Origin of the sequence: Micromonospora sp. ANENR4, assembly GCF_015354395.1 — a bacterium.
Taxonomy (GTDB): Bacteria; Actinomycetota; Actinomycetes; order Mycobacteriales; family Micromonosporaceae; genus Micromonospora; species Micromonospora aurantiaca.
This window is the reverse complement of record NZ_JADKYQ010000001.1, coordinates 79583-96200: the sequence shown is the minus strand read 5'-3', so window position 1 is coordinate 96200 and position 16618 is coordinate 79583. Positions and strand designations below refer to the sequence as shown.

18 protein-coding genes are annotated in these 16618 nt (G+C 71.0%); 13 read left to right on the top strand and 5 right to left on the bottom strand.

What is annotated here, in order from left to right:
- Position 1: 1 nt before the first annotated feature.
- The 3 genes from IRY44_RS00435 (at position 2) to IRY44_RS00425 (ending at position 2472) form a co-directional block, all read left to right on the top strand.
- The gene (locus IRY44_RS00435) at positions 2-1399 is read left to right on the top strand and encodes a DUF4331 domain-containing protein (protein WP_194798503.1); all 1398 of its coding nucleotides are present in this window, start codon (positions 2-4) and stop codon (positions 1397-1399) included.
- Positions 1400-1412: 13 nt separating this feature from the next.
- Entirely contained in the window at positions 1413-1751 is a 339-nt protein-coding gene (locus IRY44_RS00430; RefSeq protein WP_013284160.1) for a hypothetical protein, read from the top strand.
- 460 nt (positions 1752-2211) lie between these two features.
- Positions 2212-2472: a WhiB family transcriptional regulator gene (locus tag IRY44_RS00425; RefSeq protein ID WP_013284161.1), complete on the top strand. Its 261-nt coding sequence runs from the start codon at positions 2212-2214 to the stop codon at positions 2470-2472.
- A gap of 99 nt (positions 2473-2571) precedes the next feature.
- Here IRY44_RS00425 and IRY44_RS00420 read toward each other — a convergent pair whose 3' ends face one another.
- The gene (locus IRY44_RS00420) at positions 2572-3021 is read right to left on the bottom strand and encodes a metallopeptidase family protein (protein ID WP_018787548.1); all 450 of its coding nucleotides are present in this window, start codon (positions 3019-3021) and stop codon (positions 2572-2574) included.
- A gap of 153 nt (positions 3022-3174) precedes the next feature.
- On the opposite strand from IRY44_RS00420, the gene IRY44_RS00415 reads away from it, so the two are divergent.
- The gene (locus IRY44_RS00415) at positions 3175-3549 is read left to right on the top strand and encodes a DUF3499 domain-containing protein (protein ID WP_194798502.1); all 375 of its coding nucleotides are present in this window, start codon (positions 3175-3177) and stop codon (positions 3547-3549) included.
- Positions 3550-3954: 405 nt separating this feature from the next.
- Here IRY44_RS00415 and IRY44_RS00410 read toward each other — a convergent pair whose 3' ends face one another.
- From IRY44_RS00410 to IRY44_RS00400, 3 genes are all read right to left on the bottom strand, one after another.
- On the bottom strand, positions 3955-5334 hold the full coding sequence (locus IRY44_RS00410; RefSeq protein ID WP_194798501.1) for an FAD-binding oxidoreductase: 1380 nt from the start codon (positions 5332-5334) through the stop codon (positions 3955-3957).
- A gap of 5 nt (positions 5335-5339) precedes the next feature.
- Positions 5340-6686, bottom strand: a complete 1347-nt coding sequence (locus IRY44_RS00405; protein WP_194798500.1) for an aspartate aminotransferase family protein — start codon at positions 6684-6686, stop codon at positions 5340-5342.
- 148 nt (positions 6687-6834) lie between these two features.
- Positions 6835-7347: an Lrp/AsnC family transcriptional regulator gene (locus IRY44_RS00400; RefSeq protein WP_194798499.1), complete on the bottom strand. Its 513-nt coding sequence runs from the start codon at positions 7345-7347 to the stop codon at positions 6835-6837.
- A gap of 205 nt (positions 7348-7552) precedes the next feature.
- Between IRY44_RS00400 and IRY44_RS00395 the strand changes: the two genes are divergently transcribed.
- From IRY44_RS00395 to IRY44_RS00355, 9 genes are read left to right on the top strand one after another with little or no spacing between them, the layout of a single operon-like run.
- Positions 7553-8737, top strand: coding sequence for a spermidine/putrescine ABC transporter substrate-binding protein (locus tag IRY44_RS00395; protein ID WP_194798498.1), 1185 nt, complete (start codon positions 7553-7555; stop codon positions 8735-8737).
- Entirely contained in the window at positions 8734-9891 is a 1158-nt protein-coding gene (locus tag IRY44_RS00390; RefSeq protein WP_194798497.1) for an ABC transporter ATP-binding protein, read from the top strand. The genes IRY44_RS00395 and IRY44_RS00390 overlap by 4 nt, the downstream gene beginning before the upstream one ends.
- A gap of 25 nt (positions 9892-9916) precedes the next feature.
- The gene (locus IRY44_RS00385; protein ID WP_194798496.1) at positions 9917-10825 is read left to right on the top strand and encodes an ABC transporter permease; all 909 of its coding nucleotides are present in this window, start codon (positions 9917-9919) and stop codon (positions 10823-10825) included.
- Entirely contained in the window at positions 10825-11649 is an 825-nt protein-coding gene (locus IRY44_RS00380; protein ID WP_043326456.1) for an ABC transporter permease, read from the top strand. Before IRY44_RS00385 ends, IRY44_RS00380 begins: the two co-directional genes overlap by 1 nt.
- The gene (locus IRY44_RS00375; RefSeq protein WP_194798495.1) at positions 11646-13067 is read left to right on the top strand and encodes an FAD-binding oxidoreductase; all 1422 of its coding nucleotides are present in this window, start codon (positions 11646-11648) and stop codon (positions 13065-13067) included. The genes IRY44_RS00380 and IRY44_RS00375 overlap by 4 nt, the downstream gene beginning before the upstream one ends.
- Positions 13067-14269 (top strand): saccharopine dehydrogenase family protein, encoded by a 1203-nt coding sequence (locus IRY44_RS00370; protein ID WP_194798494.1) that lies wholly within the window; start codon positions 13067-13069, stop codon positions 14267-14269. The genes IRY44_RS00375 and IRY44_RS00370 overlap by 1 nt, the downstream gene beginning before the upstream one ends.
- Positions 14266-15279, top strand: coding sequence for an agmatinase (gene speB / locus IRY44_RS00365; protein ID WP_194798493.1), 1014 nt, complete (start codon positions 14266-14268; stop codon positions 15277-15279). The genes IRY44_RS00370 and speB overlap by 4 nt, the downstream gene beginning before the upstream one ends.
- A 40-nt stretch (positions 15280-15319) precedes the next feature.
- Entirely contained in the window at positions 15320-15712 is a 393-nt protein-coding gene (locus IRY44_RS00360) for a type II toxin-antitoxin system RelE/ParE family toxin (RefSeq protein ID WP_186461666.1), read from the top strand.
- A complete protein-coding gene (locus tag IRY44_RS00355; protein WP_013284175.1) occupies positions 15709-16020 on the top strand; it encodes a helix-turn-helix domain-containing protein in 312 nt (103 codons plus the stop codon). Before IRY44_RS00360 ends, IRY44_RS00355 begins: the two co-directional genes overlap by 4 nt.
- 19 nt (positions 16021-16039) lie before the next feature.
- Here the strand turns inward: IRY44_RS00355 and IRY44_RS00350 are convergent, their stop codons facing one another.
- Entirely contained in the window at positions 16040-16489 is a 450-nt protein-coding gene (locus IRY44_RS00350) for a hypothetical protein (protein ID WP_194798492.1), read from the bottom strand.
- Between the last annotated feature and the right edge of the window lie 129 nt (positions 16490-16618).

The window sequence follows — 16618 nt, the reverse complement described above, 5'->3', positions numbered from 1 at the left end:
CATGTCCTCTCACCGCGAGGCCCCGGAGATCGCCAAGGATCCGGTCGCCGACAGTTCCGACCTGTACGCGTTCGTCACGCCGAGCCAGCCGGACACGGTCACGTTGATCGCCAACTACGTGCCGGTGCAGCTTCCGTCCGGCGGCCCGAACTTCTTCGAGTTCGGTGACGACGTCCGGTACGAGATTCACATCGACAACGACGGGGACGGTTATCCGGACGTCACCTATCGTTTCGAATTCACTACCGAGATCACGAACCAGAACAGTTTTCTCTACAACACCGGGCCGATCGAGTCGCTGGAGAGCAAGAACTGGAACCGGCGCCAGTTCTACCGGCTGACCCGGATCGCTGACGGTCGCGCCCGTGTGCTGGCGCACAAACTGCCCTGCCCGCCGTGCAACGTCGGGCCGCTGTCCACGCCGAACTACCAGAACCTGGTCCGGCAGGCGACGTTCAAGCTGTCCACCGGCGAGAAGGTGTTCGCCGGGCAACGCGCCGACGGGTTCTTCGTCGACCTGGGCGCGGTGTTCGACCTGGGCACGCTGCGGCCGTTCCAGCAGTTGCACGTGGCCGGCAAGAAGCTGTTCCGGACCGAGGGCGAGCCGGTGAACGCGCTGGACCGGCTCAACGTGCACAGCCTCGCCGTGCAGGTGCCGCTGCGCCAGGTACGCCGCAAGGCGTCCCGCTACGGCTACGCCGACCGTGCCTCGACGATCGGGGTCTGGACCAGCGCGTCCCGCCAACAGGTGCGGGTGCTGGGGGACCGGGTCGCCGCCGACACCGCCGCCGGACCCTTCACGCAGGTGTCGCGACTCGGTAACCCGTTGTTCAACGAGGTCATCGTGCCGATGTCCAGGAAGGACGTCTGGAACACGCTGCCGCCGTCGGAGGACAAGCGGTTCGCCGGGTTCGTGGAGCGGCCCGAGCTGGCCGGGCTGCTGCCGGCGCTCTACCCGGGGGTTTTCCCCAATCTGGACGCGCTCAACAAGTCCAAGAAGCCGCGCGCCGACCTGGTGGCGATCCTGCTCACCGGCGTACCGGCCGGACTGATCGACGGCTTCGCCAACACCACCGGTGACGTGCAGGCGGACGTGCTGCGGCTGAACACGGCGATCCGGCCCAGCCGTACCCCGGACCGGTTCGGCGTGCTCGGCGGCGACCTGGCCGGCTTCCCCAACGGCCGCCGTCCCGCCGACGACGTGGTGACGATCGCGCTGCGCGCCATCGCCGGGCTGACCGTGCCGCTGGTCGACAAGACGTTCCGGCCGGACGCCGCCGCGGCGGCGGTGACACCGGGCCTGAGCGCGGCCGACGTGACAGCGCCGTTCCTGGCCGACTTCCCGTTCCTCGGCACGCCGTACGACGGGTTCGGCAACCCGCAGGCGAAGAAGTCCTGACGGGAGCCGGCGAATGTCACACCATCACGATCTCGGCCCGTCGGAGGTCGGCAGCGTCGTGCTCGACCTCGGCGGCGACCGGGGCGCGCTGATCATCCACACCGGGCGGGACCTGCACGGCCGGGAGATCGAGATCAGCCGCGTCGACCTCGACGGCCCGCGTACCCACTCCGCCGTACGCGAGCGGCACGTCCGGGACGGGGTGTTCCACAGTGCGGTCTACCCGGATCTGGAGGCGGGTGTGTATACCGTCTGGTGGGACGAGAGTACGTCCGCCGGCGCGATCTCGGTCACCGGTGGGTCGATCGCCGAATTCGTTTGGCCCACCAGCTCACCAGCCCGTCTGGACTGATCCGTCAGTCGCGCCGGAACCCGCGCTCCGTCCACATGATGGACGGGGCGCGGTCGGCGTTGGACGGCTCGACGGGCGGTACCGCGGGAAGCGGGTTACCCTTTGCCCCACCAATTCTGATCTTGGTACGAGCGGCCGGCGGGGGCGTCCGGCCGGCCTGTCGGCGATGCGCCACGGCAGAAAACTTCCGGCAACTCGCCGGGGAGGGCGTTACTCGTCCGGGGTCTGAATCGATAGGGCAGGTTGCGAGGCTACGGGCGACCGGGGCGGTCGTCACGGACGTGTCGGGAGGGCGACTCCATTATCAAGTTTGGCTTGACGGCGCACGCATTACACGCGTGTAATTTGAATGGGGTTGTTCGCACGGAACGCAACAAATGGTGACCGTACGGACAGGCACGCCTTTCGCGTGGGGGGTTGCAGCGGCGAATGACGCCGGTGCGCGACAAGGAGGCAATCGATGGACGGCCAGCTCGAGGTGGCCGACCTGCTCGGGAACGCGCCGGAGTGGCAGGAGCGAGCGCTCTGCTCGCAGACCGACCCGGAGGCGTTCTTTCCCGAGAAGGGCGGCTCGACCCGCGAGGCGAAGCGCATCTGCTCGCGGTGCGAAGTGAAGACGGAATGCCTGGAGTACGCGCTCGGCCACGACGAGCGGTTCGGAATCTGGGGTGGCCTCTCCGAGCGGGAGCGGCGCAAGCTCAAGCGGCGGGTCGCCGCCTGATCCACGTACGGGTCCACGGGCGGTGGGGGCCGCCCGGACCCGGGTCGTCGTCCGGCCGGCGCGTCCGGCCGGGTGGCGGCGCCTGCCCGGCCGGCCCGGTCAGGCCAGCTCGTCCGGGTCGACCCCGAGCAGATTCGCCACCTGCTCGATGATCACGTCGTGCACCAGGTCGGCGAGGTCCTCGCGGTCCATCGCGCGGAACTCCAGCGGCCGCCGGTAGAGCACGATCCGCGGCGGCACCTCCTGGCGGCCGGGCCGCCCCGGCAGCAGCCGGGCGAGCGGCACCTCGCCGTCCTCCAGCACGTCCGAGTCGTAGACGTTCAGATCCGGCGGGACGTCCTCGACCGCGAACTCCACCCCGGCCAGCTCCTTGGCGAACCGGCGTTCGAGCGTCTCCACCGTGTCGAGCACCAGATCGTCGAAGACCTCGGCCTTCGTCCGCGCCAGCGGCACCGTGGCCGGCACCAGCCGCCCGCGCAGCCCGCGACCGTGCCGGTCACGGTGGGTGCGCCGGCCGGAGCCGGGGCGGCGGTTCTGGGGGCTCGTCATGACGGACAGGGTAGCCCGGGTCGGCGGTCCACCCGCCGTCGCGCGGCCGACCGGCGCGCCGGTGTGCCGATCGACGGAATTGTGATCACCATGACGGGCGTGTCGTAACGCGAAGCGGTGCGCCGGACCCGGTAATGGGGATACCCTGCCGCCGTGAGGTCACCACGGCGCTGCTCCCGTAACGGCTGCCCCCGGCAAGCGGTCGCCACACTGACCTATGTCTACAACGAGTCGACGGCGGTGGTGGGCCCGCTCGCCGCGTTCGCCGAACCGCACACGTACGACCTGTGTGAGCCGCACGCCCGTAGCCTGACCGCCCCGCGGGGCTGGGACGTGGTGCGGCACGAGGGCGAGTTCGAGCCGCCGCCGCCCACCACCGACGACCTGGTGGCGCTGGCCGAGGCGGTACGCGAGGCCGCCCGCCCCGCCCCGCCGCGTCCCCCGGAGGACGAACCCACCAGCAAGCCCCAGACCCCCCACCAGCAGGGCCGCCGGGGCCACCTCCGGGTCATCCCACCCCACCACTGAACGAGACCCCGCCCCGGACCCTCCATCGGTCGATCATGAAGGTCCCGCTGGTCGGCCAAGTGCACGGACCAACGGGCGCCCGCCGGCCGGTCTCGGCCAGCTCGTCCGGGGTGGCGGGCGGGAGGCCCTGGATCGGGCTGACCGGCCCGGCGACGTCCGCGCCACCCTCGGCCGGTGCGACCGCCGTGGCCCGGCCAGACCGAGGTCAACACCAGTACGGGGAAGTGGCGCCATCCAGGCCAGCCGGACCCCACCACCACCCCGGACTGGTGTCGATCATGAACGCCGGGCGCACTTGGCCCCGCGAAGATCAACACCAGTACGGCGAGGTGGCCGCATCCAGGCCACCCGGACCCCACCGCCACCCCGGACTGGTGTCGATCATGAAACCCGGGCGCACCGGGGTCAGTGGCCCAGGAAGCGGTTGAAGGCCTCGGCTCGGCGGGACGGGCGATGGGTTCTGTGCTCGGTGTGGTCGGCTGAGGACATGATCTTCAGGCCGGCGTTCATGGCGAGCCAGCGCAGCGGTTCCGGCTCCCAGCGCGGGGAGCGGTGGCCCACCCAGGGCAGCGCCGTCAGGTCGCTGTCCACGCCCCGGATCAGGTCGGCGAGCGTACGCCCGGCGAGGTTGCTGGTGCCGACGCCGTCACCGACGTAGCCGCCGGCCCAGGCCAGCCCGGTACGGCGGTCCAGCCCCACCGACGCGGCCCAGTCCCGGGCCACCCCGAGCGGCCCGCCCCAGGCGTGCGTCACCGGCACGTCCGGCCCGAGCACCGGGAACAGTTCCCCGAGCGTCCGGCGCAGCGCCGCGAACACCCGCGGCTCCCGGTCGAAGCCCGGCCGCACCCGGGAGGCGTAGTGGTAGGGCGCGCCCCGCCCGCCGAACGCGAGCCGGCCGTCGGCGGTGCGCTGGCCGTACACGATGACGTGCCGGTAGTCGGAGAACGTCTCCCGCTGCGCCAGCCCGATCCGTGCCCAGGTCTCCTCGGGCAGCGGCGGGGTGGCCACCATCAGCGAGTAGACGGGCGCCACTGTGCGCCGCTGGCCGGGCAGCCCGGGCGTGTAGCCCTCGGTCGCGCGGACCACCACCGGCGTCCGGACCACGCCCGCCGGTGTCACCGCCGCGCCCGGCCGCAGCGCGGTCACCGGGGTGCGCTCGTGGATGCGTACGCCCCGGCGCTCCACCGCCCGCGCCAGGCCCCGGACCAGCTTCGCCGGGTGCACGGCGGCGCAGTGCGGGGTGTACGTGCCGCCGCGTACCCCCTCGGCGTCGCACCGCGCGGCGGCCTCGGCGGCGTCCAGCAGCGTCAGGTCGTCGTCGGTGAGCCCGTGCGCGTGGGCCTGGTCGACCTCGGCGCGGGCCCGCTCAAGCTGGGCCTCACTGCGGGCGAGCGTCACCGTGCCGCCGGCCTGCCAGTCGCAGTCGATGCCCTCGGCGGCGGCGACCCGCCCCACCTCGCCGACCGTGTCGTGCATGGCCCGTTGCAGGGCGAGCGCGCGGTCCCGGCCGTGGCGTCGGGCCAGCGCCGGCAGCGAGGTGGGGAACAGCGCCGAGCACCAGCCGCCGTTGCGCCCCGACGCGCCGTACCCGGCGATCTCCCGCTCCAGCACGACGACGCGCAACGTGGGGTCGGCCTCGGCCAGGTAGTACGCCGTCCACAGCCCGGTGTACCCGGCGCCCACGATCGCCACGTCGGCGTCCGTGTCGCCGGGCAACCCGGGTCGCGGCGTCAGCGGCTCGTCCAGGCTGGACAGCCAGTACGACAGCTGCTGGTATCCCGTCATCGGCGTCAGAGCCGCGACCACGCCTCGGTCAGCACCGCGCGCAGGATCTGCTCGATCTCGTCGAAGTGCTGCTGGTCGGCGATCAGCGGCGGGGCGAGCTGCACCACCGGGTCGCCCCGGTCGTCGGCCCGGCAGTAGAGCCCGGCGTCGAACAGCGCGGTGGACAGGAAGCCGCGCAGCAGCCGCTCGGACTCGGCCTCGTCGAACGTCTCCCGGGTCGTCTTGTCCTTGACGAGCTCGATGCCGTAGAAGTAGCCGTCGCCCCGGACGTCGCCGACGATCGGCAGGTCGTGCAGCTTCTCCAGGGTGGACCGGAACGCGCCCTCGTTCGCCCGGACGTGCCCGATCAGGTCCTCCCGGGCGAACACCTCCAGGTTGGCCAGCGCGACCGCGCAGGAGACCGGGTGGCCGCCGAACGTCACGCCGTGCGCGAACATGCCGGTCTCGGTGAGGAACGGCTCCATCAGCCGCTCGCTGGCGATCATCGCGCCGAGCGGGGCGTAGCCGGAGGTGATGCCCTTGGCGGTGGTGATGATGTCCGGCTGGTAGCCGTAGCGGACGGCGCCGAAGTACTCGCCGAGCCGGCCCCAGGAGCAGATCACCTCGTCGCTGACGAGCAGCACGTCGTACGCGTCGCAGATCTCGCGTACCCGCTCGAAGTAGCCGGGCGGCGGCGGGAAGCAGCCGCCGGAGTTCTGCACCGGCTCCAGGAAGACGGCGGCGACCGTCTCCGGCCCCTCCCGCTCGATCGCCCGGCCGATCTCCTCGGCGGCCCAGCGGCCGAACGCCTCGGCGTCGTCGCCGTGCTCGGGGGCCCGGTAGAAGTTGGTGTTCGGCACCTTGATGCCACCCGGAACCAGTGGCTCGAAGTCGGTCTTGATGCCGGGCAGGCCGGTGATCGACAGCGCGCCCATCGAGGTGCCGTGGTAGGCGATGTAGCGGCTGACCACCTTGTGCTTGGTGGGCTTGCCGGTGCGCTTGAAGTAGGCCCGGGCCAGCTTCCACGCCGCCTCGACGGCCTCGGAGCCGCCGGTGGTGAAGAAGACCCGGTTCAGGTCGCCAGGGGTGAGCGTGGCGATCTTCTCGGCCAGCTCGACGGCCTTCGGGTGGGCGTACGACCAGAGCGGGAAGTAGGCCAGCTCGCCGGCCTGCTTGGCGGCGGCCTCGGCCAGCTCGGCGCGGCCGTGACCGGCGTTCACCACGAACAGCCCGGCCAGCCCGTCCAGGTAGCGGCGGCCCTGCGCGTCCCAGACGTACGCGCCCTCGCCCCGGACGATTGTCGGAACCTCGCCGGCGGGGTAGCTCGCCATGCGGGTGAAGTGCATCCAGAGATGGTCGGTGGCGTTGGCCATGTCAGCCCCATCGGGTCTCGGGCCGGTCAGGGGTGACACCGGCCGCTCTGCCCACGGTTATCCCACAGGCGATGCCGATAAGGCAAGCGAACAAGCTTAAGCGCGACGGATTCAGCGCTATATCACTGAGCTGTCAACGGAATCCGCATCAGGCGGTGCCCCAGCTGTAGGTCTGCTTGCGCAGCTTCAGGTAGACGAACGCCTCGGTGGAGAGCACCCCGGGCACGCCGCGCAGCTTCTGCAGGATCTCCAGCAGGTGCGCGTCGTTGCGGCAGACCACCTCCGCCAGCAGGTCGAACGAGCCGGCGGTGATCACCACGTAATCGATCTCCTCGAACTCGGCCAGCCGGTCGGCGACGGATTCCAGGTCGCCGTCGGTACGCAGCCCGATCATGGCCTGGCGGGGGAAGCCGAGCTGGAGCGGATCGGTGACCGCGACGATCTGCATGACACCCGCGTCGAGCAGCCGCTGCACCCGCTGGCGTACCGCCGCCTCGGAGAGGCCGACCGCCTTGCCGATGCTCGCGTACGGGCGGCGCCCGTCCTCCTGGAGCTGCTCGATGATCTGCTTGGCCACGTCATCGAGCAGAGCGTGGTTGGCGCCGTCACGCACAGTGATGCGACGGCCGCCGTTTCCGTTCTCCTGGTGTCGGTTGACCATCGACGCTCCTCGTGTCCGGTTCTCGGTGTTGAGCGTAGTGCCCCGCGCAGTCTGGCGTATTTCGTGGCGACTGGCTATTCCGGCAACGGAATCCCTTGTGAGAGACGTTTTCTCATGTCAGGATCAGTCGTCCATCGCCACTGACCCTCCCGCCGGCGCGCCGCCCCCGTCCCGCCGCCGACGATGCCCCCCAAGGAGTCGTCACATGCGTAGTCCCCTCCGGCCCCTCACCCGGCGTGGTCTGCTCACCGGGACCCTCGGCTCGGCCGCGCTGCTCGCCACTGCGGGCACCCTGGCCGGCTGCGGGACCAAGGGCGCCCAGCAGACCGAAGCCGGATGCAAGAGCGAGGATCTGTCCGCCACCGAGAAGAAGGTCGCCTTCTCGAACTGGCCGCAGTACATGGACACCGACGAGAAGGACGAGTCCAAGCGCCCCACGCTCGACGCGTTCGTCGCCGCCACCGGTATCCAGGTGACGTACACCGAGGACGTCAACGACAACAACGAGTTCTTCGGCAAGGTACGCAACCAGCTCGCCGGATGTCAGAGCACCGGCCGGGACATCATGGTGCTCACCGACTGGATGGCCGCCCGGGTGATCCGCCTCGGCTGGGTCCAGAAGCTGGACAAGTCGAAGATGCCGAACGTCGAGGCGAACCTGCTGCAGTCGCTGCGCGGGCGCTCCTTCGACGCCGAGACCCAGCTCGCCGTCCCGTGGCAGTCCGGCCTGGCCGGGCTCGCGTACAACGCCAACGTCACCAAGGAGATCCGCACCGTCGACGAGCTGCTCACCCGCCCCGATCTCAAGGGCAAGGTGACTGTGCTGTCGGAGATGCGCGACACCATCGGCCTGCTGCTCCAGTCGCTCGGCCACGACCCGGCCAAGTTCACCGCGGCCCAGTTCGACGACGCGCTGAACAAGCTGAAGAAGGCCGTGGACAGCAAACAGATCCGGCGGTTCACCGGCAACGACTACGCGCCCGACCTGGCCAAGGGCGACATCGCCGCGTGCATCGGCTGGTCCGGCGACGTGGTCCAGCTCGGCTTCGACGACGAGAAGATCAAGTTCGTGGTGCCGGAGTCCGGCGTGATGCTCTGGTCGGACAACATGCTGGTGCCGAACAAGGCCACCCACAAGGCCAACGCCGAGGCGTTGATGAACCACTACTACGACCCGGCGGTGGCGGCGAAGCTGGCCGCGTACGTCAACTACATCTGCCCGGTGCAGGGCGCGCAGGCCGAGATGGAGAAGATCGACCCGGACCTGGCGAGCAACCCGCTGATCTTCCCGGACGACACGATGCTCTCCAAAGCCAAGGTCTTCATGGCGCTCGACGAGGCGCAGGAGAAGGAGTACGAGACCAAGTTCCAGCAGGTGATCGGCGCGTGAAGGGGCAGCAGACCCCGGCCGGTGACCTGCGACTGGTCGACCTGACCAAGCGGTTCGGCGTCTTCACCGCCGTCGACGACCTCACCCTCACCATCCCGCAGGGCTCGTTCTTCGCCCTGCTCGGCGCGTCCGGCTGCGGCAAGACCACCACACTGCGGATGATCGCCGGGCTGGAACAGCCGACCAGCGGACAGGTGCTGCTCGGCGAGCAGGACATCGCCGGGCTGCGGCCGTACAAGCGGCCGGTCAACACCGTCTTCCAGAGCTACGCCCTCTTCCCGCACCTGGACATCCACGAGAACGTGGCGTTCGGGCTGCGCCGCCGCGGCATCCGCAAGGTGAGCGACCAGGTGGAGCGCATGCTCGCGCTGGTGCAGCTCGAAGGGTACGGCCGGCGCCGCCCGGCCCAGCTCTCCGGCGGCCAGCAGCAGCGCGTCGCGCTGGCCCGGGCGCTCATCAACCACCCGCAGGTGCTGCTGCTCGACGAGCCGCTCGGCGCGCTCGACCTCAAGCTGCGCCGGCAGATGCAGATCGAGCTGAAACGGATCCAGACCGAGGTCGGCATCACGTTCGTGCACGTCACCCACGACCAGGAGGAGGCCATGACGATGGCCGACACGGTCGCGGTGATGAACGCCGGCCGGATCGAGCAGCTCGGCGCGCCCGCCGACATCTACGAGTACCCGGCCACCGCGTTCGTGGCGAACTTCCTCGGCCAGTCCAACCTGCTCGCCGCCGAAGCCGGCGGTCGCGCCGCCGACGACGTGCTGGTCACGGCGCACGGCTCGCGCTTCTCGGTGCCCGCCGGCCGGTCCCGGCTCACCGACGGTCCGGCCTTCCTCGGCGTACGTCCGGAGAAGCTGCACCTGGTCGAGAGCCCGGACCGGGTGCCGGCCGGGCACCAGCACGTCGGTGGCGTGGTCAGCGACGCCTCCTACGTCGGGGTGAGCACCCAGTACCTGGTGCGCACCGCGTGGGGCAGCGAACTGACCGCGTTCGCCGCGAACAGCGGGCTGGGCGGTCAGTTGGCGGTCGGCACGACGGTGACCGCGCACTGGGATCCGCGGCACGCGTTCCTGCTGCCCCGGGCCGCCGGTGCGGACGACCAGACCACGCCGCTGCTCGACGAGCCGCCGGTGGGTGCGTCGGCATGAGCGAGCGAATTGGCGGAGTGGCGGCATGAGCGCGCTGGCCCACGTACCGACCTCCGCCGGGAAACCGGCGCCGCCGCCGGTGCGGCGCGGGCGCAACCGGCTCCTGCCGTACCTGTTGCTGCTGCCCGGCGCGGTCTGGCTGTTCGTCTTCTTCGCACTCCCGCTGGTGCAGCTCGCCTCGGCCAGCCTCTACGACCCGGCCGGCTCGCTCTCCACCGGGTACGCCATGACCTGGGCGTTCAGCAACTACCCGGACGCGTTGCAGGCGTACTGGCCGCAGTTCTCCCGGTCGTTCCTCTACTCGGCCATCGCGCTGGTGCTCGCGCTGCTGATGGGCTACCCGCTGGCGTACGCGATCGCGCAGAAGGCCGGCCGGTGGAAGAACCTGCTGCTGGTCGCCGTGGTCGCGCCGATGTTCACCAGCTTCCTGGTGCGCACGCTGGCCTGGAAGACCATCCTGTCGGACAACGGCGCGCTGGTCGGGCTGCTGCGCGACGTGCACCTGCTCGGACCGGACGGCCGGCTGCTGGCCACGCCGATCGCCGTGGTGCTCGGTCTGACGTACAACTTCCTGCCGTTCCTGGTGCTGCCGCTGTACGCGAGCCTGGAGCGGCTCGATCCCCGGCTGCTGGAAGCGGCGAGCGACCTGTACGCGAGCCCGCTGCGCGCGTTCGCCAAGGTGACGCTGCCGCTGTCGATGCCCGGCCTGATCGCCGGCACGCTGCTGTTCTTCATCCCGGCCACCGGTGACTACATCAACGCCGAGCTGCTCGGTACGCCGAACGAGTACATGATCGGCAACGTCATCGACTCGGCGTTCCTGGTCCGGCTGGATTATCCGCAGGGCGCGGCGCTGTCGTTCCTGCTGATGGCCGCGATCCTGGCGATCGTCTTCGTCTACCTGCGTAAGGCCGGCACGGAGGAGGTGCTCTGATGCGGCGCTGGCTCGCCGACCGGTGGGTGATGGGCGTGGCACTGCTGGTCCTCGGCTACCTGACGCTGCCGATCATGGTGGTCGCCGGTCTGTCCTTCAACCGGCCCTCAAGCCGGCTCTCCTACGACTTCAACGAGTTCACGCTCGACAACTGGAAGCAGCCCTGCGCCACCTCGGACATGTGCGACGCCGTGGTGCGCAGCATGCAGATCGGCCTCATCGCCACAGTCGTCTCCACGCTCCTCGGCACGCTGATGGCGTTCGCGCTGGTCCGGCACAGCTTCCGCGGCCGCTCCGGGCTCAACGGGCTGATCTTCCTGCCGATGGCCACCCCGGAACTGGTGATGGGCACCTCGCTGCTCGCCCTCTTCGTCGCCGCCGGGGTGCCGCAGGGCTTCTGGACCATCGTCATCGCGCACGTCATGTTCTGCGTGTCGTTCGTCGTGGTCACCGTGAAAGCCCGGCTCTCCGGCATGGACCGGCGGCTGGAGGAAGCCGCGATGGACCTGTACGCCAGCGAGTGGCAGACGTTCCGCCGGATCACGCTGCCACTCGTGCTGCCCGGCATCGTGGCCGCCGCGCTGCTGGCGTTCTCGCTCAGCTTCGACGACTTCATCATCACGAACTTCAACGCCGGCACCACTGTCACGTTCCCCATGTACGTCTGGGGCGCCTCCCAGCGCGGCATCCCGCCGCAGGTCAACGTGATCGGCACGGCCATGTTCGTGATCGCGTTGCTGCTCGTCGGGGCCACCTCGCTGCGCGGGCGGCGGGCACGCCGGGCCGCTCTCGCGGTGGTCGCCACACCGGCGGGCAAGCCATGACACTCCCGCATACCGGCCGGGCGCTGGCCGACGCCGCGCCCGTGTCGTACTGGCTGGACCGCCCGGAGCGGCCCGACCCGCTGCCGCCGCTGTCCGGGACGCACACCGCCGACCTGCTCGTGGTCGGCGGCGGGTACGCCGGACTGTGGACCGCGCTGCTCGCGAAGGAGGCCGACCCGGACCGCGACGTCCTGCTCGTCGACGCGGGCACGTGCGGCTGGGCGGCGTCCGGGCGCAACGGCGGGTTCTGCGCCGCGTCGCTGACCCACGGGCTCGCCAACGGCGTCGAGCGGTTCCCCGGCGAGATCGGCGAGCTGGAACGGCTGGGCCGGGAGAACCTGGACGCCATCGGCGCCACCGTGGCGAAGTACGACATCGACTGCGACTTCGAACGCACCGGGGAACTGGCGGTGGCGGTCGAGCCGTACCAGCTCGACGGGCTCGCCGCCGACGCCGAGCTGGCCCGCCGGTACGGCCACGACGTGCGGCTGCTCGACCGCGACGAGGTACGCGCCGAGGTGGCGTCGCCGACGTACCTGGGCGGGATGTGGGATCGCGACCGGGTGGCCCTGCTCGACCCGGCGAAGCTCGCCTGGGGACTGCGCCGCGCCGCGCTCGACCTGGGCGTACGCATGCACGAGCACACCCGCGTCACCGGCCTGGCCGGCGTCGGCGCCGGGATACGGGCCACCACTGCGGGCGGCGCGGAAGCGGCGCCCGGCACGGTACGGGCGCGGCAGGTCGTGCTGGCCACGAACGCGTTCCCGCCGCTGCTGCGTCGGCTGCGCTCCTGGATCGTGCCGGTCTACGACTACGCGCTGATGACCGAGCCGCTGACCGAAGCGCAGCGCGACGCGATCGGCTGGCGGAACCGGCAAGGGCTCGCCGACACCGGCAACCAGTTCCACTACTACCGGCTCACCGCCGACAACCGGATCCTGTTCGGCGGCTACGACGCGATCTACCACTACGGCAACCGGGTGGCGCCCGCGCTGGAGCAGCGCGAGGCCACCTTCACCACGCTCGCCTCGCACTTCTTCACGACGTTCCCGCAGCTCGCCGATGTGCGCTTCAGCCACCGCTGGGGTGGCGTCATCGACACGTGCACCCGGTTCTGCGCGTTCTTCGGCACCGCGTACGAAGGACGCCTGGCGTACGCGGCCGGGTTCACCGGGCTCGGCGTCGGCGCGACCCGGTTCGGCGCCCGCGTCACGCTCGACCTGCTCTCCGGCACCGACACCCCGCTGACCCGGCTCGACCTGGTGCGCCGCAAGCCGCTGCCGTTCCCGCCGGAACCGGCCCGGTCCGTGGGCATCAACCTCACCCGCTGGTCGCTCGCCCGCGCCGACGCGCGCGACGGCCGGCGCAACCTCTGGCTCCGTACTCTCGACCGTCTTGGACTGGGGTTCGACTCCTGATGCGTATCCTCCTCGTCGGCGCCGGTGGCGTCGGCTCCGCCGCCGTATCCATTGCCGCCCGCCGTACCTTCTTCGAGCTCATGGTGGTCGCCGACCACGATCCGGCGCGTGCGGCGCGGGCCGTCGCCGGGCTCGGCGACCGGTTCGTGGCCGCCACAGTCGACGCGTCCTCCGCCGACGCGGTGGCCGCGCTGTGCCGGGAACACCGGATCACGCACGTGCTGAACGCGGTCGACCCGCGCTTCGTCATGCCGATCTTCGACGGCGCGTTCGCCGCCGGGGCCGACTACCTGGACATGGCGATGTCGCTGTCCCGGCCGCACCCCGAGCGCCCCTACGCCGAGACCGGGGTCAAACTCGGCGACGAGCAGTTCGCCGTCGCGGAGCGGTGGGCCGCCGCCGGGCGGCTCGCGCTGTGCGGCATCGGCGTCGAACCGGGCCTGTCGGACGTCTTCGCCCGCTACGCCGCCGACGAACTCTTCGCCGAGATCGACGAGATCGGGGTACGCGACGGCGCGAACCTCACAGTCGCCGGCTACGAGTTCGCGCCCTCGTTCTCCATCTGGACCACCATCGAGGAGTGCCTCAACCCGCCGGTGATCTGGGAGGCCGGGCGCGGCTGGTTCACCACCGAACCGTTCAGCGAGCCGGAGGTGTTCGACTTCCCGGCCGGGATCGGCCCGGTCGAGTGCGTCAACGTCGAGCACGAGGAGGTGCTGCTCATCCCGCGCTGGGTGCCGGCGAAGCGGGTCACCTTCAAGTACGGCCTCGGCGCCGAGTTCATCGAGGTGCTCCGCACGCTGCACAAGCTCGGACTGGACTCGACCCAGCCGGTGCGCGTACGCGGCGTCGAGGTGTCGCCGCGCGACCTGGTGGCCGCCGCGCTGCCCGACCCGGCCACGCTCGGCGACCGGATGAGCGGCAAGACGTGCGCCGGTACGTACGTCACCGGCACCGGCCCCGACGGGCGGCCGCGCCGCGTCTACCTCTACCACGTGGTCGACAACGAGTGGTCGATGGCCGAGTACGGCCACCAGGCGGTGGTCTGGCAGACCGCCGTCAACCCGGTCGTCGCGCTGGAACTGCTCGCCACCGGCGCCTGGTCCGGCACGGGCGTGCTCGGGCCGGAGGCGTTCCCGCCGACCCCCTTCCTCGACCTGCTCACCGGCTACGGTTCGCCGTGGGGGATGGAGGAACGATGACCCGGTACGGCCCGATGTACGGTCCCGACATCACGTTCCTCGGTGTGCCGCCGTGCACGGTCGAGGAGCCGGTCACGTACGCCGACGCGGACGTGGTGATCATCGGCGCGCCGTTCGACGGCGGCACCTCGCACCGGCCGGGCACCCGGTTCGGGCCGTCCGCCATCCGGCAGGCCTGCTACCTGCCGCACGACGGTTCCCGTCCGTCGCTGGCGCTGCGCGTGGACGGGCTGAAGGACCTGTGCGTCTACGACGCCGGGGACGTGGAGATGTTCGGCGGCGACATCGAGCGCTCGCTCGCCGCGCTGGAGACCGCCGTGCACGCGGTCACCTCGGCCGGGGCGATCCCGGTGGTGCTCGGCGGCGACCACTCCATCGCGCTGCCGGACGCCACAGGCGTGGCCCGGCACCACGGGCTCGGCCGGGTGTCGCTCGTGCACTTCGACGCGCACGCCGACACCGGCGACGTCGAGTTCGGTTCGCTGCACGGCCACGGCCAGCCGATGCGCCGGCTCATCGAGTCCGGCGCGGTACGCGGCGACCGCTTCCTCCAGATCGGGCTGCGCGGCTACTGGCCCGGCGCGGACACGCTGGCGTGGATGGCGGAGCAGCGGATGCGCTCGTACGAGATGACCGAGATCGTGGCGCGCGGGCTGGACGCCTGCCTGACCGAGGCGTTCGGCATCGCGACCGACGAGTGCGAGGGCGTGTTCCTCTCGGTCGACGTGGACGTGGTCGACCCGGGCATGGCACCGGGCACCGGCACACCCGAGCCGGGCGGGTTCACCTCCCGGCAACTACTCGACGCGGTGCGCCGGGTCTGTTACGAGCTGCCTGTGGTCGGGCTGGACGTGGTCGAGGTCGCCCCGCCGTACGACCATGCCGACATCACCGCGTACCTGGGCAACCGGGTGGTGCTGGAAGCGTTGTCCGCGATAGCCCGCCGCCGCCGCGACGCCGAGACCGGAACCCCGTGGAACCCCACCCAGCCGCTCCTGGATGGTCGCTGACTGGTAGTCGGCGATGTTTAGCTCGGGCTATGGTTGGAGCATGGGTGCGGACGGGAAGCGCTGGTCGGTCCGGGTCACCGGAGAGGTCCGGCACTGGCTGCGCGACCTGCGGGACCACGACCCGGCGTCGTACGAGAGCGTCCGGGTGGCGGTGGACAAGCTGGCCGAGGTGGGGCCGGGGCTAGGTCGCCCGCTCGTGGACACGCTGCGTGGAAGCAGTCTCCGTAATCTGAAGGAGTTGCGGCCCCGCTCCGGTCGGGACGTGGCTATCCGGGTGCTGTTCGTCTTCGATCCCTGGTCGCAGGCGGTCCTTCTGGTCGCCGGCAACAAGGCGGGCAACTGGACCCGCTGGTACCGGCAGCACATTCCGGCGGCGGAGGTTGCCTACAAGGCTTGGCTCGACAGCGAGCGCGAGCGAAGGGGGGAGTCGTGACGGAGTTCTATCACTGGGACGAGGTCCGCGCCGAACTCGGCGGTGACGACGAGGCGTACGAGGCGGAGCGCGCCCGGACCGACGCGTGGGTGAGCGCGTTCCACCTGGCCGAGGAGCGCAAGCGGCTGGGGCTCACCCAGCGGCAGGTAGCCGAGATCATGGGGGTCACGCCGGGCCGGGTCAGCCAGATCGAGAACGGCGACCTCGACGTCAACGAGGTGGCCACGCTGAGCCGGTACGCCAACGCCCTCGGCGCCCGGCTGCGGATCATCTTCGACTACGGCGACGACCTCCGGCAGATCGCCTGACCGGAGGCCGCCGACGCGGTCAGGGGTGGGCGCAGCGGGGGCGCAGGCGTACGGGCTCGGTGGTTTCGGTAATCGAGTTGGGCTCGATCACCAGGCGGGCGATCGTCGTTGCCCGGCCGGGACGGAATCTGCCCTGGTCGGCGGGGATGGTTGCGGTCCAGGTGCCGGCGGTGCGCTCGTCGGTGCACGCGCCGATCACGCCGAATCCGAAGCCGGTGACCGAGCCGCGCCGGACCCGCTGGTCGAGGTGCACCTCGATGTACGCGAGGCCGCGCTCCGCGCCGCAGTCGAACCGGCCACCGACGGTGGCGGTGTGCGCCCGCGCGTCGGCCGTGCCGAACCAGTTGACGGAGATGCTGGGGGAGGCCGCCGGGGCGGCGACGGCGGCGCCGGGTGCGAGCCCGAGCGTGGCGGCGGTGGCCAGGGCGGTGAGGCCGGCGGCGAGCACTGGCTGTCGGACCGGGTGCATGGGCGGTCTCCTGTCGGGCGGTGGCGGACGCGACCCGGTAGCGACTCGAGCGGTGGTGGGACGCGTTCTCCGAAGTGGACGGCGTCAGCATCCCACCGCCGCGATGCCCGCGAGCTGCAAGATCTCGGA